16 protein-coding genes and 1 tRNA gene are annotated in these 20,648 nt (G+C 57.8%); 7 read left to right on the top strand and 10 right to left on the bottom strand.

The features are described from left to right. Positions 1–62: 62 nt before the first annotated feature. From G1C97_RS01060 to G1C97_RS01050, 3 genes are all read right to left on the bottom strand, one after another. The gene (locus G1C97_RS01060; RefSeq protein WP_169240300.1) at positions 63–1,058 is read right to left on the bottom strand and encodes a carbohydrate ABC transporter permease; all 996 of its coding nucleotides are present in this window, start codon (positions 1,056–1,058) and stop codon (positions 63–65) included. Positions 1,059–1,146: 88 nt separating this feature from the next. After that, the gene (locus tag G1C97_RS01055) at positions 1,147–2,130 is read right to left on the bottom strand and encodes a carbohydrate ABC transporter permease (protein ID WP_240950937.1); all 984 of its coding nucleotides are present in this window, start codon (positions 2,128–2,130) and stop codon (positions 1,147–1,149) included. Between the two features lie 156 nt (positions 2,131–2,286). After that, positions 2,287–3,606, bottom strand: a complete 1,320-nt coding sequence (locus G1C97_RS01050; protein WP_169240123.1) for an ABC transporter substrate-binding protein — start codon at positions 3,604–3,606, stop codon at positions 2,287–2,289. A 273-nt stretch (positions 3,607–3,879) separates the two neighbouring features. On the opposite strand from G1C97_RS01050, the gene G1C97_RS01045 reads away from it, so the two are divergent. Beyond that, positions 3,880–4,851: an AraC family transcriptional regulator gene (locus tag G1C97_RS01045; RefSeq protein WP_335341315.1), complete on the top strand. Its 972-nt coding sequence runs from the start codon at positions 3,880–3,882 to the stop codon at positions 4,849–4,851. 77 nt (positions 4,852–4,928) lie between these two features. Here G1C97_RS01045 and G1C97_RS01040 read toward each other — a convergent pair. From G1C97_RS01040 to G1C97_RS01030, 3 genes are all read right to left on the bottom strand, one after another. Continuing rightward, a tRNA-Ser gene (locus G1C97_RS01040) sits at positions 4,929–5,013 on the bottom strand. A gap of 184 nt (positions 5,014–5,197) precedes the next feature. Then, positions 5,198–6,484: a serine--tRNA ligase gene (serS, locus tag G1C97_RS01035; RefSeq protein ID WP_169240121.1), complete on the bottom strand. Its 1,287-nt coding sequence runs from the start codon at positions 6,482–6,484 to the stop codon at positions 5,198–5,200. Between the two features lie 103 nt (positions 6,485–6,587). Further along, on the bottom strand, positions 6,588–10,217 hold the full coding sequence (locus G1C97_RS01030; RefSeq protein ID WP_169240120.1) for a DEAD/DEAH box helicase family protein: 3,630 nt from the start codon (positions 10,215–10,217) through the stop codon (positions 6,588–6,590). A 616-nt stretch (positions 10,218–10,833) separates the two neighbouring features. On the opposite strand from G1C97_RS01030, the gene G1C97_RS01025 reads away from it, so the two are divergent. The 5 genes from G1C97_RS01025 to G1C97_RS01005 all read left to right on the top strand — a co-directional run bounded on the left by G1C97_RS01025 (position 10,834) and on the right by G1C97_RS01005 (position 13,347). Next, on the top strand, positions 10,834–11,238 hold the full coding sequence (locus G1C97_RS01025) for a hypothetical protein (RefSeq protein WP_169240119.1): 405 nt from the start codon (positions 10,834–10,836) through the stop codon (positions 11,236–11,238). A 172-nt stretch (positions 11,239–11,410) separates the two neighbouring features. Beyond that, the gene (locus G1C97_RS01020) at positions 11,411–12,106 is read left to right on the top strand and encodes a DUF4417 domain-containing protein (protein WP_169240118.1); all 696 of its coding nucleotides are present in this window, start codon (positions 11,411–11,413) and stop codon (positions 12,104–12,106) included. Position 12,107: 1 nt separating this feature from the next. After that, positions 12,108–12,572 carry a hypothetical protein gene (locus G1C97_RS01015; RefSeq protein ID WP_169240117.1) on the top strand — a complete coding sequence of 155 codons (465 nt, stop codon included), beginning with the start codon at positions 12,108–12,110 and terminating at the stop codon, positions 12,570–12,572. 14 nt (positions 12,573–12,586) lie between these two features. Then, a complete protein-coding gene (locus tag G1C97_RS01010; protein WP_169240116.1) occupies positions 12,587–12,937 on the top strand; it encodes a hypothetical protein in 351 nt (116 codons plus the stop codon). Between the two features lie 11 nt (positions 12,938–12,948). Next, positions 12,949–13,347, top strand: a complete 399-nt coding sequence (locus tag G1C97_RS01005) for a hypothetical protein (protein ID WP_169240115.1) — start codon at positions 12,949–12,951, stop codon at positions 13,345–13,347. Between the two features lie 9 nt (positions 13,348–13,356). Here the strand turns inward: G1C97_RS01005 and G1C97_RS01000 are convergent, their stop codons facing one another. Beyond that, entirely contained in the window at positions 13,357–14,529 is a 1,173-nt protein-coding gene (locus tag G1C97_RS01000) for a restriction endonuclease subunit S (RefSeq protein ID WP_169240114.1), read from the bottom strand. A gap of 157 nt (positions 14,530–14,686) precedes the next feature. Then, a complete protein-coding gene (locus G1C97_RS00995; RefSeq protein WP_169240113.1) occupies positions 14,687–16,150 on the bottom strand; it encodes a type I restriction-modification system subunit M in 1,464 nt (487 codons plus the stop codon). Positions 16,151–16,256: 106 nt separating this feature from the next. On the opposite strand from G1C97_RS00995, the gene G1C97_RS00990 reads away from it, so the two are divergent. Then, positions 16,257–17,432 carry a diacylglycerol/lipid kinase family protein gene (locus G1C97_RS00990; RefSeq protein WP_169240112.1) on the top strand — a complete coding sequence of 392 codons (1,176 nt, stop codon included), beginning with the start codon at positions 16,257–16,259 and terminating at the stop codon, positions 17,430–17,432. A 40-nt stretch (positions 17,433–17,472) separates the two neighbouring features. On the opposite strand, the gene G1C97_RS00985 is transcribed toward G1C97_RS00990, so the two are convergent. Continuing rightward, positions 17,473–18,318, bottom strand: coding sequence for a PRD domain-containing protein (locus G1C97_RS00985; RefSeq protein WP_169240111.1), 846 nt, complete (start codon positions 18,316–18,318; stop codon positions 17,473–17,475). A 79-nt stretch (positions 18,319–18,397) separates the two neighbouring features. Then, the gene (locus G1C97_RS00980) at positions 18,398–20,587 is read right to left on the bottom strand and encodes a glucose PTS transporter subunit IIA (RefSeq protein WP_205832455.1); all 2,190 of its coding nucleotides are present in this window, start codon (positions 20,585–20,587) and stop codon (positions 18,398–18,400) included. Positions 20,588–20,648: the final 61 nt, after the last annotated feature.

The following is a 20,648-nucleotide window of genomic DNA, read 5'->3' as shown; positions in this document are numbered from 1 at the left end:
CGATGATGCCGGAGAACCACTGGCGGTACGCCATTCGTCCTCCGGCACGGTGATTTATTCGTTCATTCTTTGACGGCGCCTGCCGCCAGGCCGGACTGCCAGTACTTCTGCAAACACAGGAACGCGATCACCAACGGGATGATCGTGATCAGCGAACCCGTGATCACCAGGTTCTGGATCGCCTGGCCACCAGCCGTGGACGCCTGGTCCTTCCACTGGTTCAAGCCGATCGTCAACGGATACCAGTCCGCGTCCTTCAACATGATCAACGGCAGGAAGTAGTTGTTCCACGTCGCCACGATCGTGAACAGCGCCGTCGTCACGATGCCCGGCGCCAGCAACGGCAGCGAGATCGTCCAGAACGTGCGGAACTCGCTGGCCCCGTCCACGCGCGCCGCCTCCAACAGTTCGGTCGGCACGGCCTGCTCGCTGAAGATCCACATCAGATACAAGCCGAACGGGCTGATCAGGCTCGGGATGATCATCGCCCACGGCGTGTTCGTGAGTCCCAGCTTCGCGAACAAAAGGAACTGCGGGACCGCCAAAGCGATGCCCGGCACGCTGATCGAACCGATGATCACCGCGAACACGGCCTTCCTGCCCGGGAAACGGAACTTCGCCAACGCGTAGCCGCCCATGATCGCCAACAGGGTCGCGCCGCCCGCGCCCACCACCACGTACAGGAGCGTGTTCACCAGCCAACGGCCGAAGATACCGTCCTGATACGAGAACACCGTCACGATGTTGTCCCACAGGGCGAACGACTTGCCGAAGCCCAGACCGAACGTCGAGGTGAAGTCCGCCTGCGTCTTCGTCGCGTTGATCGCCAGATACACGAACGGGAACAGGCAGTAGACCGCGAATATCGCGCACAGGACCGTCATCAGCGTGCTGCGCCGCGGGTTGTTCACGTTCGCGAACCCCGCCTTCGCGCTCCGCCTCCGCTCCGCGGCCTCGTCGCGGGCGATCCTCCTCTGACGCTCCCGCTCCGCCCTCTTCGCGGCCCGCTCCTGAGCTTTCAACTCCGCATCAGTCAGACGGCCGGCGGTCGTAGTCATTGCATTGCCCATCTTCACAGCCCCTTATCCGAAATCATCGCCCGCGAAGCCGAAGGCATCATATGAATCTGAATCATCGTGCCAACCATCACTTCATCTGCTCCCTCATGCTCCTGAGCTGCACCGCGTAGGCGATCGCCATCGTGATCACGGCCATCACGATCGCCAATGCCGCCGCGTAGTTCGACTGGTTGCCACTGAAGCTCAGGTTGTACGCGTACATGTTCGGCGTGTAATACGTGGTGATCGCGTTGCCCGGCACCATGCTCTGCATAATGCTCGGCTCGTTGAACAGCTGGAAGCTGCCGATGATCGAGAAGATCACGGTGATCGCCAAAGAACCATGCAGTTCCGGCAGCTTGATCGACCGGACGATCTGCCACTCGCTCGCGCCATCGATCGACGCCGCCTCGTACAACGAGTGCGGGATCGTGGACAGCGAGCTGTAGAAGATCAGCATGTTGTAGCCCACGAACTCCCAGGTCACGATGTTGCCGATGGAAACCAGCAACACCGAGGGGGCCATGACGTCGATGCTCGTGCCGAACAGATCGTTGAACGAACGAACCAGACCATACTTGGCCCCGTACATAAAGCCCCAGATCAGGGTGGACACCACGGCCGGCACCGCGTACGGCAGGAACGTCGAGATACGGAAGAACTTGGTGCCATGCAGCTTCATCGAATCGATCGCCAACGCCATCACAGCCGACAGGCACAGCATGATCGGCACCTGCACCACCGTGAACAGGGCCACGCGACCCACCGACGACCAGAACTGCTGGTCGACCAGCAGACGGGAGTAGTTCTCAAGCCCCACGAACCTGGTGCCGCCGATCATCTGCTTCTTGAAGAACGAAATGTAGATGGCGTACACGATCGGGATGATGAACACGAACACGAACACCACCGCGAACGGCCACATGAACTTCCACCCACGCCAATCCGCCTTATGCCTGTTGACGCGCACGGTTGCGAAGCGATTATTCGTCGTACTCGGAGATGCGTCCGATGACGTCGTAATGGTCCTGCCTGATACCGCCGGCGGCTCAGGTATTGTCTGTGATGGCATGCTTGCTTCTTCCTCGGGAAAATGAAAAACGTTTCAGACACTTGGCCACGCTTATGCCAATGGCCAAGGCAGAACACGGGAGCGGGAACACCGGGGCGCCCCGCTCCCTGATTGGTTAGCTATCTATGGCTCGGATACCTTCGAGGTTGCCGTAAGTCACTGGTTGTCGACGGTGTATCCCTGATCGCTGCCGTAGCTGGCCAGGGTCTTCGCATACTTCGTGAGCGCATCCTTCAACGTCATCTTGCCCTGGAATGCCGGGACCACATCATCGCCGTATTTGGACTGGGCGAAGGAGTTGTACGGCAGGTATTGGAACTTGCTCACCTTGCGTTCCGCGGCTGCGGCAAGCACCTTATTGACCTCCTGGCCACCGAAGTACTCGCTCTTCTCGGACAGGAAGTCGGGATCCTCAAGCTGTTTCTTCGTAGCCGGGAACGTACCATGCTCCGCCATGACCTTGGCTCCATCACCATGGGTCAGGAACTCCGCGAACTTGTAGGCCGCGGCGGTGTTCTTGGATTGCGCGGTGATGGCGAGCGCAGAACCGCCATCCTCGGAAGAAGCTTCCTCGCCTTCCTCCCATTGGGGCAGCTGAGCCACACGCCAGTTGCCCTTGCCCGCAGCGGCACCGGTCTCAAGATCAGTGGGCATCCAGGCACCGATGCTCAACGTTGCCGTGGTGCCGTCGCCGAGCGAACGGTACCAGTCATCGGACCAGTTGGTGATCTTCGGATTGATCAGGTCCTCGTCGATGAGCTTCTGCTGGAATGCGACGTACTTCTGCAGTCCTTCGTCGTTCATGTTGATGGTGATGTTCTCACCATCGATCTTGAACGGCTGGGCGCCGGCCTGCCATGCCTGGGCGAGGAACGGCTGGTAATCGATGCTGTTGGTGATGTAATAGTCGCCGCCGAGCGCACGCACTTTCTTGGCCGCTTCATAATAGTCATCCCAGGTCTTGATGGATTCACCGTCCACTCCGGCCTTGTCGAACGTGGCCTTGTTGTAGAAGAACACCTCCGGGCTGGAATCGATCGGCAAAGCGTAGGGCTTGCCCTCCTGCAACATCTTGGCCCACGGACCGGCGGCAAAATCGTCCTCAAGCTTGTCCGCGCCGAACTGCGCCAAATCAATGACGCTGCCGTCGACCACGAACTGCGGCACGGTGGCGTCCTCAAGCATGATGACGTCCGGGGCACCCTTGCCGGCAGCCACGGCGTTCTGCAGAGCCGTGGCGGTGTCGGCGGCGGTGCCGGTGCTGCTGTACTTGACCTTGATGTTCGGATTTGCTTTCTCGAAAGCCTCGATGGTCTCCTTGATGCCGTTGCCCCAACCCCAGAACACGATCTCGCCCTTGGCGTTCGCGGTGTCAGTGTCCACCTTGGCGGCACCACCGCCGTCTCCACATGCGGCAAGTCCGACCAGTGTGGCGATGGCCGCCGAAGCTGCGATGATTTTCTTCGTAGTGCGCATAATGCGTCTCCTTCTTCGCTGCCATAAGGATCCTTCCTTACGGCGTTGTCCGGGCGTGTACCTTTTGGTACGCCGCTGTACCAACACCTCAAAAGATATACCGCTGTATCAAAATGTTGAAAAACATGCCAAACGCCCGGTTTTCCAACGTTTTCCGGCGATTATCCGCGAAATCAACGGTTCAAATAATTGCCAAAAACCACATAAAAAACGACAACTGGCATTACACTGAAACGGGACGATTAGCCCGTCCCGATCCGCAGCATATGCGGCATGCGAAAGGCGGCGATCATGCGGCATGAACAATCTCCGAAGAAGCTTCCAACGCGGCACATAACCCCTGTCATCATTCACCCGGTCGAAAAAGACGTCATTCCGGAGGAATCGACGCTCCTGATCACCGCCCCATCCTCCGACGCACAACGGGGATTGCTGTTCCCGCTGCGCGTGGGGCGTTTCGCATACGCACCGGGATTTCGGCTGGAGCGTCAGCGCTTCGACAGTTTTTTGCTGGGAGTGGTGACGGAAGGCATGCTTCATGCGACGATATGGGACAACGGCGAAAAGCTTCAATATGAGGTACGCCCGGGCCACGTCTTCCTCTTCGACACATACCGTCATCACGAAGGGCGATCGGATTGCCTGACAAGAACCAGCATGATCCATTTCGACGGCATCGCCGCACGCACCTACTATGAACGCATAGCCGCCACATCGCATGGAGTGTTCCCTCTCGGGAACACATCATTCATGGAAAATGCCATCGACCAGCTACTGGACACCTATACACAGGACCAACCACAAACGGATCTCATCGGAGCCAGGATACTCACCGACCTGCTGACCGACCTCGCACTTCGCTCCGCGACCAGCGAGGATGACGGCACATTGGCGGTCAGGGAGACCATCGGATTCATCGACACGCATTTCGCCGAGAAAATCACCATCCCCATGATGGCTCAGCGCGCGATGATGAGCCAACGCCAATACCTGCGCAAATTCAAGGCCTTGACCGGAACCACTCCATACTCCTACCTGGTCTCGCGCAGAATGGACGAGTCGAAACGACTGCTGGCCGCGTCGGACATGCCAATCCAGGAAATCGCCCGCATCGTGGGATACCCCAATCTCAACGCATTCACCACAACATTCAGGCACAGATTCGGATTGACGCCAATGCGTTTCCGCGGCACCACCAGACCCGGCACCATTGCCGATCTTCTGGATAGCGGTCACGACCATTGATGACACGCCGGATCGGGCGAGATTCCACTTGGTACATAGCAGAAGGGGTCTAGACAACTTGCCCAGACCCCGGTTTGCGGACAGGGCGAGATTCGAACTCGCGGAGGCTTGCACCTCAACGGTTTTCAAGACCGTCTCTTTAGACCGCTCAGACACCTGTCCTTATGTGCGTTCCAGCGCATACGCTCAAGCGCACGATGTTCAATTATACATACGGTAGGGAGAAACTGCCGAGGCCATTGCAACATTATCCGTTACGGCTTCGCCGGCTTCTCCCCCTCCGGCTCTCCGAGCCACCTCCCTCATCAGAGGGAGGCAACGGCTATTGAGAGCAGCCCTGATGAAATCAGGCCTCCCACTTCGTCGGCTCGATGACTTCCTTGCCGCCCATGTACGGACGCATGGCCTTCGGAATCTCGATGGAGCCATCCTTCTGCTGGTGGTTCTCCAGAATGGCAACCAGCCAACGGGTGGTGGCCAGCGTGCCGTTGAGGGTGGAGACCGGGCGGGTGTTGCCGTCTTCCATACGCTCACGGATGTTCAGACGACGAGCCTGGTACTCGGTGCAGTTGGAGGTGGAGGTCAGCTCACGGTAACGACCCTGAGTCGGCACCCAAGCCTCGCAGTCGAACTTACGGGCGGCGGAGGAGCCGAGATCGCCAGCCGCGGTATCGATGATGCGGTACGGCACCTCGACCTTGGCGAGCATCTCCTGCTCCATGGCCAGCAGGTGCTCATGCTCCTTGTAGGAGTCCTCCTGCTTGGCGTAGACGAACATCTCCACCTTGTCGAACTGGTGGACGCGGATGATGCCGGAGGTGTCCTTGCCGGCGGCACCGGCCTCACGGCGGTAGCAGGAGCTCCAACCGCAGTAGCGCAGCGGGCCGTTGCCAAGGTCGAGGATCTCGTTCTCGTGCATACCGGCAAGAGCCACTTCGGAAGTGCCGACCAGATACTGGTCATCAGGCTCACGCAGACGGTAGATCTCATCGGCGTGGGAGTTCAGGAAGCCGGTACCGCGCATCACTTCGGGGCGCACCAGCGTCGGGGTGATGGCCAACACGAAGCCGTGCTCCTCGGCCTGATCCACGGCCATGGTCAGCATGGCGATCTGCATACGGGCCACAGCGCCACGCAGGAAGTAGAAGCGGGAGCCGCCGACCTTCACGCCACGACGCATATCGATGCCGGCCACCTCGGTGCCCAGGGTCAGATGGTCCTTCGGCTCGAAGCCTTCAGCGGCGAAATCACGAATCTGGCCGACCTTCTTGACGACCACATAATCGTCCTCGCCACCTTCCGGAGCTTCAGGCTCGACGATATTGGAAAGCTTCCACATGGCGGTGGTGTATTCCTCGGCAGCGGAATCGGCCTTGGACTTGTACTCTGCCACCTTGGCGGCAAGCTCCTTGGTCTCGGCGATCAGCTTGGCCTTCTCGTCGGCCGGAGCTGCGGCGACCTTCTTGCCGATTTCCTTCTGCTGGGCGCGGGCCTCCTCAAAAGCCTTCAGCGCCTCACGACGCGTGGTATCGGAGGAGAGCACTTCATCGACGAGTTCGACGGACTCGCCACGCTTACGCTGGGATTCCTTGACGATATCAGTGTGTTCACGGATGAATTGAATATCAAGCATGCGTCCCAGCCTACCGCCGCAAGCCGACACGCGCCGGGACCAAGCTACCCCTCATCTCATGCGCGCACAGCACCCACGCTCGGATGCGCAACGCGACGCAACGCTATGCAACCGCCCGCCGCGTCGCCGGCATCGCGGACCGCTGCACCCAATCGAGGATGTCGCAGATATCGTCGACGTCGCGCTCATCGCCGAACAATTCCTCCGGACCACTGCCTGAGATATCGGAGAATGGCGGTTCGTACAGTCTTGCCGCACTCATCACCCCGTTGGCCGTAAGCTCGCGCACGATCATATTAACGAATTCAATCTGCCGCGCGTTGTATCGCGATCCGTCAAGGAACCGCGAGAATGCCGCTTGCACGGCCGCCGGTTCCAGTCCCACCAGCGAACGAATGAATAGTCCGAGCCCACCGCTTTGTTCAGCCGCCGCGTCGATGGATTCCTCGTCTCCGACCCCGTTGTCGATGAGCATGCGTTCCAGTTCGGCGAGGTCCTGTTCGGTGATCTGGCGTCCGGTCCGTACACGAGCAAGCACGATGTTGTTGTCCAGTCCGCGCAGGAACGCGGTAGCTTTCTCACGCAGGCGGCGCATGTCCACGGCGGCCATGTCGCCTCCGGATACCGGCTTCTCGCCGTCTTCCACGGTAAGTTCGTCTTCGAAGTCGGTAAAGACCGCCTTGCGTCGTCCGCTTGCCGCGTACCGCATGATGCCACGCAGTCGTTTGCGCGCGGTTTCCAGCATCGGCACGGTCACGTCGGCCCACCAGTCGTCGCCGCTTACGGCTTCGAGCAGATCGGCGCATGCTGCGACGGAGGGAATCGCGCGATACCTGGGACCGCGTAACGCATCGGCGACCTCCTGAACACCGCGCTTGATAGCCGTGGTCTGCAGGACGGTCTGTACGGTAATGCCGTACCCTTGGTCCGGCTCACGGCCGAGTCGCTCAGCGTCAGCCCGCAATACGGCGAGTTCGTACGAGTAGATCATCAGATCGAATCGTTTTGCGGCGTTGTCGTTGGCATGGGGATCGTTCGTCACATCGTTGTCACCGTCGTCACGGAATGCGGATGGCAGACCGGCGAGTTCCGATACCTGCATCGCCTTGTCTCGCGTAACGCATTTCCACCATTCGTCCCTGCGGGCAGTTTCGATGAGATGACGATGTGGTCTGACGATCACGTTGCCGTCCGGGTCCATGCCGTTGATCAACGAACCCAGCGTACGGGCCAGCGCAGCACGGTATCGAGTGCGGTCGTCGTGGGATCCGCCGAACGAGCGCGGATCACCAGCGTCAGCCCCGGTACCGGCCGTCGCGTCCAGCGTCTCCAGCAGGGCCAGCCGAGCGCGGAAGATCCTATCGCTCAGCGGCACGCCCGCATATCCGTTCGATTCGGGCAGGTTCTGGTTAAAGTATGCCAAGTTGTCGCAGCAATCGATCACCAGAAAGTCGGTTTTGTCTCGACCGGGACCATACAGATCTGGGCGCAGCCGGGTGCCTCGACCGATCATCTGCCAGTATTTGGTGCGGCTCATCACCGGTTTGAAGAACACGAGGTTCACCACATCGGGCACGTCGATGCCGGTGTCGAGCATGTCCACGCTGATCGCGATACGCGGATCCTGCTCAGGTGCCGAGAAATCGTCGATGATCTGCTGTGCGTTGCGCGTGGCATGGGTGACGATCTGCGCGAATGTTCCATGGTATCCAGGCCAGTTGAGATCGAACCTCGCTTTGATCGCTTCGGCGTGCCGTTGGTTACGCGCGAAGACGATGGTCTTGCCGAGTACGTCGCCGTCTCCGACGCGTAATCCGCGCTGCATGAGTACGCTGAGTACCTTATCAATGGTGTCTGCATTGAACAGGATGCGGTTGACGTCGCCGGCGCTGACGGAGTCCGGGATTTCGCCGTCTTCGTCCCAGTCGCGCGAATCCCACTGTTCTTGTTCTTCCGGACTCAGTTCGTCGTAGGAGATGCCGCGGTCCATGAATTTCGTATTGACCGACAGCGAGCGTGCCGGCACCAGATAGCCGTCATGCACCGCTTGGTCAAGATCGTAGGCAAACGTTGGCACGCCGCCGGTCTGCTCATCGTATTCAAGGTGAAACAGACGGTAGGTGTTGCGGTCGATTTCGTTGCGCGGCGTGGCGGTGAGACCGACGAGCAACGAGTCGAAGTAGTCGAACAGGAATCCGTATTTTGCATAGACGGAACGATGCGCTTCGTCGATGATGACCAGGTCAAAGAATCCGGGGCCGAACCTGAGTGTTGTCGCGTCATCCCTCTCCCGCGCATTGACAAGGTTCATCATGGTCGGATACGTACTCAGATAGATACGCCCGCTGGCGTTACGTTCGGCATCGCTGAGCAGGTTAACGACCGGTACGCTGTCGCCGAGTCCGGTTTGCGGATTCTTGAATGCATTGGCGGCCTGGTTGACGAGTGCGGTGCGGTCCGCGAGAAACAGCACGTTTTTGACCCAACCGGCTTCCATGAGCTGGTGGACGAGCGAGATCACAACACGCGTTTTTCCGGTGCCGGTGGCCATGACGAGCAATGCATCCCGTTGGTAGGCGTCGAAAGCCTCGTCCACGGCACGGATCGCGGCTTTTTGGTAGGCACGTCCAGCTATGTGGTCCATTTTGGCGTCGAACGGCAGATTCGATAGCATCCGGCGGGAGGCACGCCGTTCGACGAGCCGCTGCAGTTCGGCTTTCTTGTAGAAGCCTTGCACGTCACGCGGCGGATAACCGGCCGCATCATCCCAGATCTGCGTTGCGTAGCCGTTGGTGGTGAAGATGACCGGCCGCTGTCCGAACCGGCGTTCCAGACAGTCGGCGTACTGTCTGGCCTGCTGTTGTCCGGCGAGCGGGCTGACAGACGCGCGCTTCGCCTCCACGACGGCGAGAGGCTTGCCGTCGTCGCCCCACAGCACGTAGTCGGCGTAACCGATGCCGCTGGGATTGCCGGCGGTCGGAGGCATGCCGTCGACCTTATATTCGCGGTCGCGCGGATCGTTCAGCGTCCAGCCTTGCTCTTCGAGCATCATATCGATGAGCAGCGTGCGGGTATCGGCTTCGTTGTAGTGGTAATCGTGTGTATCGGGATCGGTGTTAGCTTGTTGCGCCGCCTCGATCTGCGCCCGCAATGCCTCAAGTTCGGCTTTGAGTTTCAGTCCTTCCGCGCTTTGGCTGGCGATGAGTGCGTCACGTTCGGCTATGGCTTTCGCATGGGCCTTGCGTTCCTGCAAGGTTCGGATCAGCAAGGTTTTGGACTGTGTCGGGTTGAGCGCCATCGACTGTTTGGCGAGCGCGGGGTCGAATTGCGCGGAAACAGGCACCTTGTTGTAGGCGGCGGTCAGATGGTATCCGGTCCAGATGATGATGTGGAACAGTTCGCGCACGGTGGCGAGCGCCGTCTGTTCGCTGATGCTCGGATGGTCGTCATGCGCGGCTTTGTTGCCGATTTTGCGCACGACGTCCAGTTTGTTGATGATGTCCGGGCTGACTTGCTGCATGAAGCCGGGGTTGTGAATGCGACCGGACAAGTCGTCGCGATATGGCTCTTTGAGCCCGAGTACGTCATAGTGCAGGTATTCGACGAGTCCGTCGATCGCGCGACGTGCGTATACGCATGCGGCGATCGGATCGGAGGAGATGTACGATTCCGCCCTCGCGCAATCGTCGGCGATGAACGGGAACACATTCTTGACGAAGTCGAAGTTGCCCATGCCCATTCCTCCCTTGCGGCTCATCCGCCACACCCGCCTGCCCGAACCTCGTCGTCTTGGACAGTGCAATCGATGTCTTTCTTGCCAAAAGTCTAGGGGATGAATAGGAAATCAGTAACAGTTATTTTGCTCGATGCAAAGATCTCAGATACTCGCGGAGGAACGGAATGGCGAAATCGACAAATCCGCGCGGCGATGTCCGCGGTCGATGATGGCCCGTCATCCTGTCATTTACGCATGCAGAAGCCACTCCGGGTTGTCTTTCAATGGCATTTGTTTCATATGAAACAAATGCTTTTATACATTCATTTGCCGCGCATAACCCATCGGCATGATCTTCATTGGCAGAAAATCACGAACCGTCAAAATCCACACAATCCTCCCACATATGCATAGATTTGCCACAAATCGCTTTTCTAACCGGACCAGAAGGCCGTCACATTGCATAAAAGTACGCAAAAATAAGGGATTTGCGACTTAACACACCGTTATGACGCACCAGTCTACACAAAGACACGCAGACGCGAAACGCAATACACATGTCACATAAAACCATGAGGAGCAGGATAGGTGTAAAGTTGAACTCAGGAAAAAGACAATCTAAAGGGAATACAAAATGGGACTGCTGGATTCATTCGAGATCATGCCTTACGTGACAGGCGTACCAAGTCTGTCCGTCACCAAGGATGGGGTCAACTTCAACAAAACCGTGGTCGAAAAACTCGGATCACCCGCATACGTCCGCGTACTCGTAGACAAACCCAGCCTCAGACTGGCAGTGGTTCCTTGCGACGAATACGCGCAAGGAGCACGACCGTTCCTGCGCGATGGACGATCAGCTCGCGCCGGAGTTCGATGGAACAATACCGATCTAAAGGATTCCATTCAGACACTGGCCGGATGGAACCTGGAGGAAAAGGGATGTAAAGTCGCCGGCCAGTTTTACCCGGAAGACAATGCTATGGTTTTTGATCTTAAGGATTGGGCTCCGATAGAAAGGAGAAGCACTTCGGCGGACTAGCCCACCGCACATCAGACGCAAAAGGAAAGCGCGGCGAATTATTGGCGTAATCCGCCGCGCTGGAAGATGACGAAGATTCTGTGTCACCTGCACTGCACATTATCTCACGTCATCTTCCTTCCTGAAGCGGAATGTCTAACATTCATTACTTTTCTTCTTTTGGAAGGAACAAATGATGAGGAACTATACCCTCTTTGATGTTTTCTCGTGGCTCTGCAAGGAACTGCTGACCGCCGGCATCACATTTACCGAAGACGGCTACCCAATATTCCCCGAGAACATCATGCTCAACTGCTCTCTGAACAGCATCGAGAACATGATCGACTGGAAGAACCGGCACCAGGCCGAACACCCGTCGAGCACCATCATCGTCATGTACATGGATGACGAACTCCTGTATCGACGGCTATTCCGGCTCAAACAGGATTTGCCGGAATACCGGCGGTTTCTCGCGGTCGCAGGATTCGATCTGAGTCCTCGCATCGACATGCAACCCGAACTCCAGCGGTTCAATATCACACTGAGCATGATGGCCACCATTTGGCTTGGACTGCATGGCGTACGCGTTGTAGCGAACTGGCGCATCGGCGACCGATCCACGTTGCCCACCCTCCAAGCGTACCCGAGAAACGCCATATTCGCAGTAGGCACCCTTGGCTGTTCGCATGGCACCGAGCGTGATAAAAACTATGGCGAGATGATGTTGCGGACGAAGATTCTGCTTACACAGCCGCGGTTCCTGTTGATCTATGGACCACTGCTGGGACGGTACCGGACGCTTCTGGACGAGTTCGGCATTCTATACCAACAATGGCGTGAGTATCGTCACCGTTCGTATGCCACCGCACAGATCGGAAAGGCGGCGTGACATGGATGTGAAATCAGGCTACTCCTCCACTGTGCACAACAGAAAGACAGAAGCCGATCGTCAGCGAGAGCAAGGAGACGATAAGCTCTACATGTCGATTCTGCGAGGCAAGGCGCGTAATTTGATGCACCGGCAAAATTGGCAGGAGGTCTCTCTTGCCGAAGTCGTAAACCGATTCGCACCAGGAGCCTCACCAATCGTCAAGGGCAACAAGATCCATTACCGAAGTCTTGACGGAGCAATCGATGTACTTGTTGATATCGGCGGAGGATATCTCCGCATCCAAGATCTCAAACATTCAACACGAAAGCGACCGGAATACTTGGACTTATCCGGCCATAATCCACGCTACACCATCATTGATGGGAAGAAGGTACAGATTATGTCTCCCGAACAGTACAACCCGATAACCCATTTCCACGTAAAACACATGCCGCAAATCGAGTCCAGGAAGGACAAGCACTAAGAAAAGGAGCTCTCATGTGCGAACAGGCATACACCCTTCTGGTTCCTTCAAATAAGGAAGGCGAGAAAGAGCTGAAGGGAATTGGCGACATCGACCTTCCCAATTGCCAGGAATTCGACTTAACTGAGAAAGAAAGCGAATCGCTTGACCGATTATTCAATGACTACAACGCCACGTTCGGCATCATCATCGATTACTACGAGGAAGAATATATCCTCAAAAAGGATATTGCGCAGGCATTACTGATGGCAGAAAAAGCTTTGAATCGCACCGACGATGAAACAGAGCAGCACGGGCTTAAGATCCTGATTTCGGCATTGCGATTGGCCAAAGATCACAATACATTTATGGAGATCGTAGGTTGACTCACAAAAGGATGATGGAAGATTCGAAAGAATGTTGGTACCAGTGTTTGACGGATGCCGCTGCGGCGGAATCGGATGACTCGGTGAAGTCAACCGAGTCTGTCGCGACCAGCCCTTCTGCTGACGATACCCCGTTCGGCGAACCGTACAATCTATGGGACGCCGAGCGAGGTGCGGTAATACGCCATGTCAACGCAAGCTGGCTTGACGTCCACGCGCAAACCGGCAACGGAATGGATGCGTTTCTTACGCAAACGAAACGCTCGCATGTTGACGAGCTTGTGATTCATGACGATCGGCCGGAGTGCGCCAATCCGAATTATCAAGCACTGTCACGCCGCACCATCGAAGCGTTTCGCGCAACGATACAGACAAACGGCATTGCATGCGAGATTGACCGACGGACTTGATCTGACCGGTCACAGCTCGCCGCGGAAGGCGCGGGACTGAAGGGATGCGAAGAGCTCGTCATCCAAGGCGAGCGCCCGCTCGACCTTCGCCCGCGCCGCCGCAATCGCCTCCACCCGCCGTGCAAACTCCCGCTGCAACGAGATGGGTGGGAGAATCATAGTGCAATTAGCTATATTCTTGATTGATAGATATGCAACAGTAGAACCATTCGTTCCCTTGACCAGTTCACGACGGAATGATGGCATCGCAAATAGCGATAATGCAAACTGACCATCCACTAGCTTCTTCCGGTTCTTTAACCATGTAATCATTCCGTCTTGAAAATAGAATCGATCAGACGCCGAAACAAGATATGGCAAACCTAACGTACCACGTGAAGTCATTAAAATATCCCCAGGCTGCGGCACTTGATCGGAATCAGTGAGAACTTGATATAGCTTTTCAGTGATATAAAGATCAGGATTATCAGGAATCGAACTGATACGATTTGTCAAGTTTCCCAGTCGTAGGAATGGGATACCTGTATCTGTTAAATCCTTGGCATACACTCGTTTGGAAGAAGTCACATCAAAAACGCTGTTCATGCGGAGATTTGACCATTTCATCGGATTCCGCACTGGATCACCAAACATCTCAGCAAATACGGACTGCCTGAGTTCATCGAAATCAGCATGCATCTGGCGGCGCTTGGCGCGGATATCATCAGCCCGATCAAGAATCTCCACAATCCGCCGCTGCTCATCCAGCGACGGCAAAGCGATCTGCAAGCTTCCCAAAGCCTTAAGCGCGATTGCCATACGCCGATGAATCGCGCCCCGCCCCAAAACGGAATACATGGATATCGCCCACGGGCTTTTCAACAGATACAGTAAGTAATCCTTGTCTACACGATTCTCATCCACGCTGAAAACCGTGTACATAGGACTAATCAGAGCATTCTCAGGAGCAATGCCAATCGACCCTTCATCCAGATGAATCGTCGCATAAGCAAATTCTCCCTGCCTCACCAAACGATATCCGGACAGATCACGGCTAAAGACTTGCTTATTAAAATATTCCAGACTGGGCACGAATCCTGCATGCTTGGTAACAGAATAAACAGGATAGTCGGTCTCTGCATCACCAATCTTTGGACCAGCCGGCTGAATCAGCTCGCCCAACTTGACCATATCAACAGTCATCCCATGCACCTTTCGCAACGTATCAGCCTTCCGAGCGGTCGAGCGGCATGCATGATGCGAGACCGTAAGCTTGGCCAAACGGCCTTGAGTGTGTCGCGCATCGCATATGCCGAACTTCCGCGGACACCAGCGCAAACGCAACGATCCAGCACATCCATCAAGCCAGCAACTCCCGTAGAGACGCAACGTCGTCCGCAATCCCCGTGTCAAGCGCGGCGATCTCGTCCAGTATCTCCCCCGGCTCGCGATGCGCTTCCTCCGCGTATTCGATCTGCTTGTACCGGTTCAAACTCAGGTCGTAATCCTGCGCCGCGATTTCCGCCTTCGGCACGCAGAACGACTGTTCGGTACGCGCCCGCGAGCGCTCCGATTCGTCGCCGCGATGCGTCCACCGTACGAGTACGTCCGGCAGATCGTTCGCTCCGATCGGCGAGCGCTTGTCATCCAGCGAGAATCCGTCCGCATGCACGTCGTAGAACCACACGTCGTCGGTGCCGCCGGAATCGGTTTTCGTGAACGCGAGAATCGCCGTGCTCACGCCCGCATACGGCTTGAACACGCCGGACGGCAGTTTGATGACCGCGTCGAGCTTCTGCTCCTCCACCAGCATCTTGCGCAGTTTCTTATGTGCGGTGGTCGAGCCGAACAACACGCCTTCAGGCACGATCACCGCCGCGCGCCCACCGGGCGTGAGCATGCGCAGGAAGTGCGCGAGGAACAGCAGTTCGGTCTTCTTGGTCTTCACCACGCGCAGCAGCGCGGCGCTGGTCGCGTCGTAATCCAAAGAGCCGGAGAACGGCGGATTGGCAAGGATCAGCGAATACCGGCCGACGTCCGCGTCGCCCGCTTCGCTTAAGGAATCCTTGTAATGCACGTTCGGGTCGTCGATGCCGTGCAGCATCAGGTTCATGCTGCCGATGCGCAGCATCGTGCGGTCGAAGTCGTAGCCGTGGAACATGCCGGACGCATAGCGGGCGCGCAACGCGGGATCGCTCAGCGTTTCCGGATGATGCTCGCGCATGTACTCGCTGGACGCGACGAGGAACCCGGCCGTGCCGCACGCCGGGTCGCAGATCGTGTCGCGCGGGGCGGGGTCCATCATCGCGACCATCAGGTCGATGATGTGCCGGGGCGTACGAAACTGGCCGTTGACGCCTGAGCTGGCGATCTTCGACAGCAGATACTCGTACAGGTCGCCGTTCATGTCCGTGTTCGACATGTCGATGTCGGAGAGCATGTCGACGGTTTTGGCGAGCAGCATGGGCGTCGGGATCGTGAAACGTGCGTCCTTCATCTGCTCGGCGTACGAGGATTCGTCGCCGCCCATCGAGCGCAGGAACGGAAACACTTCGTCCGAAACGGTGCGGTACATGGCATCGGGCGACTGCTGGCTGAACACGCTCCACCGCAGGCCTCGCTGTTCCTCGGTGAAGATCGGATGTTCGATCGGCCGGCCGGTGCGCGCGGCCTTGCGTTCGGCACGCTGCTGATTCAGATCGAGGCGGCGCATGAACAGCAGGTACGTGATCTGTTCGATGACCTCCAGCGGATTGGAGATGCCACCGGACCAGAACGCGTCCCAGACCCGGTCGATGGTGTTTCGCACGTCGTTTGCAAGCATGGATTCCATACTAGCCGAACGGCCATGCGTCAACCCTGTGCGCAAATTGTTCATGTTCGCGCAACTTTCATCGTTTGTTCTGCGGCACACGCTAACAATAGGAGTCATGCCTCAGTCAGTCATCACCGTGCTTATCATCGCAGCCGTGCTTTGCGCGGTCGCGGCCATCGTGGTCTTGGCGCTTGTGCTGCGCGCGCATCGACGCCGCAAGCTGGCGCAATCATTGGAAAAGCGCAAGGACGACGAAGTGCAGTACGCGTTCGTTATCAATCCTTCCAAACCACAGGCTGAAGCACAGCGACTGCATATCAAAGAGTTCTGCGAAGCCAAGGGCCTCAACCGCATTCGGTTCTATGACACCCAGCTTGACAAGGATGGTCGAGTCTGCGCCTTGGAAGCGTTGCATGACGGTGCAGACGTGGTGATCGCGGTAGGTGGCGACGGCACCGTGCGTACTGTGGCGAGCGCTGTTTCCGGCACCGGCCACGCACTCGGCATCATCCCGATCGGCACCGGCAATCTGTTCGCCCGCAACATGGGCATTCCGGTGGACGATGTCGACGCCGCATTGACAGTGGCCACCTCCCACGGCTCACGTCTGGTGGATATGGGACGGCTCACGCTGCTCGATCATCCCGAGGACGACCATGGTCACGCTTTCCTCATCATTGCCGGCGTGGGATTCGACGCCGCGATGATCGACGACACCGACCCCGAGCTCAAGCGCAACATCAGTTGGCTGGCGTATTTTGCAGGAGGCATCAAGCATCTGTTCGCACCGAAATTCCGCGGCGATCTGACCATCACCAGCGCCGACGGCTCAGATCACACCATCAACAATCTGCGCTTCCGCACCGTTATGGCCGGCAACTGCGGGCAGATTCCCGTGTTCTCGCTGATGCCGGCCGCATCATACGACGACGGCATACTCGATTTTGAAATCATCGACACCACCGGCGGCATTCTGGGCTGGGCCAACCTGTTCGGCGACGTGGTGCATCAGACCTTGACCGGCAAGCCCGAGCAGAATCCGCTTTCCACGAATTCCACCATGGAGCAGGTGCAGGGCGTCTCCGCTGAAATCCGGCTGGAGAAGCCCGCCAAGGCCCAAGTGGACGGCGACATGCTGCCGGAGACGAAGCATATTCGCTTCTCTGTGGATCGACGGGCGCTTATCGTACGCGTGCCGGATACCTCCACGCTGAAAACCGCTCAAGTCGCCGCGGCGAATGCCACCTCCGACTTTGCCGTGACGACCAGCATTCTCGAACCGATAAAGTAGTGCAGCAACTGTTGCTGCCTATTCGTTGCCGTCGCCCGGGTCACTGCCGCCGAGCGTCGGCGGTGACCCGGGCGACGTGCATGGCCAGATACGCCACCTCGTCTTCGCTCACGTCCGCGTCCAAGCGCAATTCCAACAGTCTGCCGATGGTGGCGGCGCAGCGTAGCGCCTCCGGGTAGGCATCTCGAATCGCGTTGATAATCGGCGCCGGCTCGTCGGCAAGCTGGCGGTTCTGGTGAATGCGAATGAACAGATACCGCAGATGGGTGATGAATCGGCCTACGTTCACCGATTCTCGGTCAAGCGTCAGCCCGTATGTATGTTCGATGATATCGAGCATCTGCTGAATCACACCGGTCATCGTATAGGTATAGGTCAAATCTCCCGTGGCGAATCCGGCGTTCACCAGATGCATGGCCAGCGACGTCTCCTCGCCGGCCGGCAGCGGTTCCGGCAATCTGCCGTTGATGGCCTGAAGCAGCGCACAGCCCTGCTCATATTCCTTGGGATACAGATTGCTGATCTCGCCGACCAGCGGGTATTCCACGGCAATCCCGCGGCGTTGACGTTCAACGGCACCGGCGATATGGTCCGACAACGCCATAACCAATGTGGTGCTTCCGGTCTCACGCTCCCCCAACCCGGCCTGTTTCATGGCATCCACCACAATACGAATGATTTCAGGGTCGATGTCCGAGAGCATTTGCGCCAGATGATCAGGGTCACGACCGTCCGAGGGGACGAAGGTCCGCACGATTTTTGAGGCATCCACACGCTGCCCGGGCTTGGCTTGGAATCCCAGTCCACGACCGGTAAGTATCACTTCGCCGCCGTCGTCATCCTTGGCGAGTACCACATTGTTGTTGAATACTCTGAGGATCTCCATCGCACTCCCCCTTTCCGTTCGCAGTGCCTTCGCGTGAGATCTCGCATCTACAATCATCATCGCTTCGATGCGCGATCGGTTATCGTTCTACATCGATAATAGGGGTGCCGGCGGTCACTGTTCGCGAGATCCGACGCTCCGCGCCGTCCGGCCGATCGGCGATTCCGGCCGGCAACGGCGTCACGGATGCCATTGCCGCAGTATTCACCACAGTCACCACCACTACCGCACTATGTCCGGCATGCTGTATCGCCGCACAATCCGCATGCAATATCACATCGCCGGCCGAGACAACGTCGCCTTTGCGTTTGTGCAATGCAAAGCCTTCGCCGCCCATATCTGCCGTGTCGAGGCCGATATGCACCAACACTTCAACGCCGTCATCCGTTTTGACGCCGAATGCGTGACCGGTTTTGGCCACGGTTTTCAACGTGCCGGAGACCGGAGCGCAAACCGCCATCGACTCTTGCGGTTCCGGCATCAATCCCACGCCTTCCCCTAACGCCTTGGACGCGAAAACAGGATCGTCAATCGCAGCAAGGTCCACAAGTTCACCGGAAACAGGCGCGAATACGGCATGGGGAGCGTCCGAATTCCAGAGGCGATCAGGGCAATCCGATTGCCGCGTTTGACTCATATGACCGGCTTGGTCCGCACGATCAGCGCGGGCAGAGTCTCGCTCCGGCTCGACTCCTGACTGTTCGCGCTGGTCGCGCTGTTCAGACCGCTCAGGTCGTACAGTTCGTCCCGCTCCGGTCTGAGGCAGTCGATAATCGAACGCAACAGTCAACGTCATAGCCACGGCGAACGCGACAGCAATGGAAATCGCGTACACCCACGCACGATCGAACACCGGAATGGTCAACAGCGAGGAGAACGCGAACGCCGTGGTCGTCACTCCTCGAATCACCTGGCCGGACGCCAGCACCGATGGAAACAGCCAGCTCAGCACCGCGCTGGTCAGCCCTCCCGCCGCGCACCCGGAAAGCAGCCAACGGTAGATGCGACGATGCTGCAGATGGATGCCATACAGACTCAGCTCCGAAATTCCACCTAGAAGCCCGGCCAACAAGGCGCTCAACGACATCTGGCGCATCGCCGAATCCTTATCGCGCACAGCGAGCACAAGCACTCCGGCCGTAGCACCGAAACACGCGAAATTCCACACGCCCATCGGCCCCTGTACAAAGTCGTAGCCCAGGGTCTCAATGTTCATCAGCATCAGCGCATTCAACGGCCAATGCAAACCGAGCGGCACCAGAAACGGGTATAGCAGGGGAATGCACAACGCGAACAGGAACGGCACACGCGTACTCATCCATGAGGTGATTTCCCCTAGCCCATCGCCAATCCATACGCCCATCGGACCGATGCACAGCACGGAAAGCACGTACACTACGACCAACGAGAAAAACGGTACGAATACCAGCTGCACACTGCCGGGAATCACCTGTTTCAACCTGTGGTAAACCGCCGCAAGCACTGCGACCATAAGCAACGGCACAAACACGTTGCCGCCGTAATCGTAAACCGGCATGCTCATGCCAAAAACGCTGACGCTTGCCCCTAGACCACCCAACCGGGGCGCCAGCAATGCGGCCATGATCGCACCACCGAGCCAAGGATCCACGTTGAGTTTGTGCGAGGCGTTCACGGCGATCATAATCGGCAGCATCACGAACATGCCTTCCCAAATCGCCTCAAGCACCCGCCAGCCATCGGCGACGTTGCCGTCCGGGCTGAAGCCAAGCGACACAATCACATTGGCCAACGCGATGACCATCGAAGCCCCCAGCAGCACGCCGAGCAACGGACGGAAGGCATCGGAAACATAATCCAGAACGGCGTTTGCCCAAGATCGCACGGTTTGTGGCGTGTGCTGGTTCACCGTACGATCCGCAATCGAGGCTTGCGGGATCGTCCGCACGGATGGCGACGCGGCAGCGGCTGCGATCAGACTCATCATGCGTTCGTATACCGACCCTACGGCACCTCCGATGATGACCTGATAGCGTCCGCCCGCACGAGGAAACGCACCAAGCACACCACGGACCGCTTCTATACGGGCCAAGTCAGCCTTGCTCTCGTCCGCAAGCGTGACGTGCAGACGCGTGGCGCAATGCGTGAGTTCACGAATATTGCCCGCGCCGCCAAGCGCTTCGATGATCTGTCCGGCCATCTCCGACATGGCGAGAGACGGGGAAGCTGGCGCGTCTTGCGCCGGTACGGTTTGCTGTGTTGCCGTAGACGCCGCTGACGCAATCCTCATAAGCCGCTCCTCCCTCACTTCCCATCGCAGTGCAGTTCACGCTATGGCGGCGTCCCGCCAT

Origin of the sequence: Bifidobacterium olomucense, assembly GCF_012932375.1 — a bacterium.
GTDB classification, from domain to species: Bacteria; Actinomycetota; Actinomycetes; order Actinomycetales; family Bifidobacteriaceae; genus Bifidobacterium; species Bifidobacterium olomucense.
The sequence above is the reverse complement of the archived record's forward strand: the minus strand, read 5'-3'. Positions and strand labels throughout refer to the sequence as shown.

What these genes read in the sequence shown, in the direction of transcription:
- G1C97_RS01025 (WP_169240119.1), top strand. Translation starts at nt 10,834, where the DNA reads ATGGGACTGCTGGATTCATTCGAGATCATGCCTTACGTGACAGGCGTA.
- G1C97_RS01015 (WP_169240117.1), top strand. Translation starts at nt 12,108, where the DNA reads ATGGATGTGAAATCAGGCTACTCCTCCACTGTGCACAACAGAAAGACA.
- G1C97_RS00985 (WP_169240111.1), bottom strand. Translation starts at nt 18,318, where the DNA reads ATGGAGATCCTCAGAGTATTCAACAACAATGTGGTACTCGCCAAGGAT.
- serS (WP_169240121.1), bottom strand. Translation starts at nt 6,484, where the DNA reads ATGCTTGATATTCAATTCATCCGTGAACACACTGATATCGTCAAGGAA.
- G1C97_RS01055 (WP_240950937.1), bottom strand. Translation starts at nt 2,130, where the DNA reads ATGCCATCACAGACAATACCTGAGCCGCCGGCGGTATCAGGCAGGACC.
- G1C97_RS01000 (WP_169240114.1), bottom strand. Translation starts at nt 14,529, where the DNA reads ATGACTGTTGATATGGTCAAGTTGGGCGAGCTGATTCAGCCGGCTGGT.
- G1C97_RS01045 (WP_335341315.1), top strand. Translation starts at nt 3,880, where the DNA reads ATGCGAAAGGCGGCGATCATGCGGCATGAACAATCTCCGAAGAAGCTT.
- G1C97_RS00995 (WP_169240113.1), bottom strand. Translation starts at nt 16,150, where the DNA reads ATGCTTGCAAACGACGTGCGAAACACCATCGACCGGGTCTGGGACGCG.
- G1C97_RS01050 (WP_169240123.1), bottom strand. Translation starts at nt 3,606, where the DNA reads ATGCGCACTACGAAGAAAATCATCGCAGCTTCGGCGGCCATCGCCACA.
- G1C97_RS01060 (WP_169240300.1), bottom strand. Translation starts at nt 1,058, where the DNA reads ATGACTACGACCGCCGGCCGTCTGACTGATGCGGAGTTGAAAGCTCAG.
- G1C97_RS00980 (WP_205832455.1), bottom strand. Translation starts at nt 20,587, where the DNA reads ATGAGGATTGCGTCAGCGGCGTCTACGGCAACACAGCAAACCGTACCG.
- G1C97_RS01030 (WP_169240120.1), bottom strand. Translation starts at nt 10,217, where the DNA reads ATGGGCAACTTCGACTTCGTCAAGAATGTGTTCCCGTTCATCGCCGAC.
- G1C97_RS01020 (WP_169240118.1), top strand. Translation starts at nt 11,411, where the DNA reads ATGATGAGGAACTATACCCTCTTTGATGTTTTCTCGTGGCTCTGCAAG.
- G1C97_RS01005 (WP_169240115.1), top strand. Translation starts at nt 12,949, where the DNA reads ATGATGGAAGATTCGAAAGAATGTTGGTACCAGTGTTTGACGGATGCC.
- G1C97_RS00990 (WP_169240112.1), top strand. Translation starts at nt 16,257, where the DNA reads ATGCCTCAGTCAGTCATCACCGTGCTTATCATCGCAGCCGTGCTTTGC.
- G1C97_RS01010 (WP_169240116.1), top strand. Translation starts at nt 12,587, where the DNA reads ATGTGCGAACAGGCATACACCCTTCTGGTTCCTTCAAATAAGGAAGGC.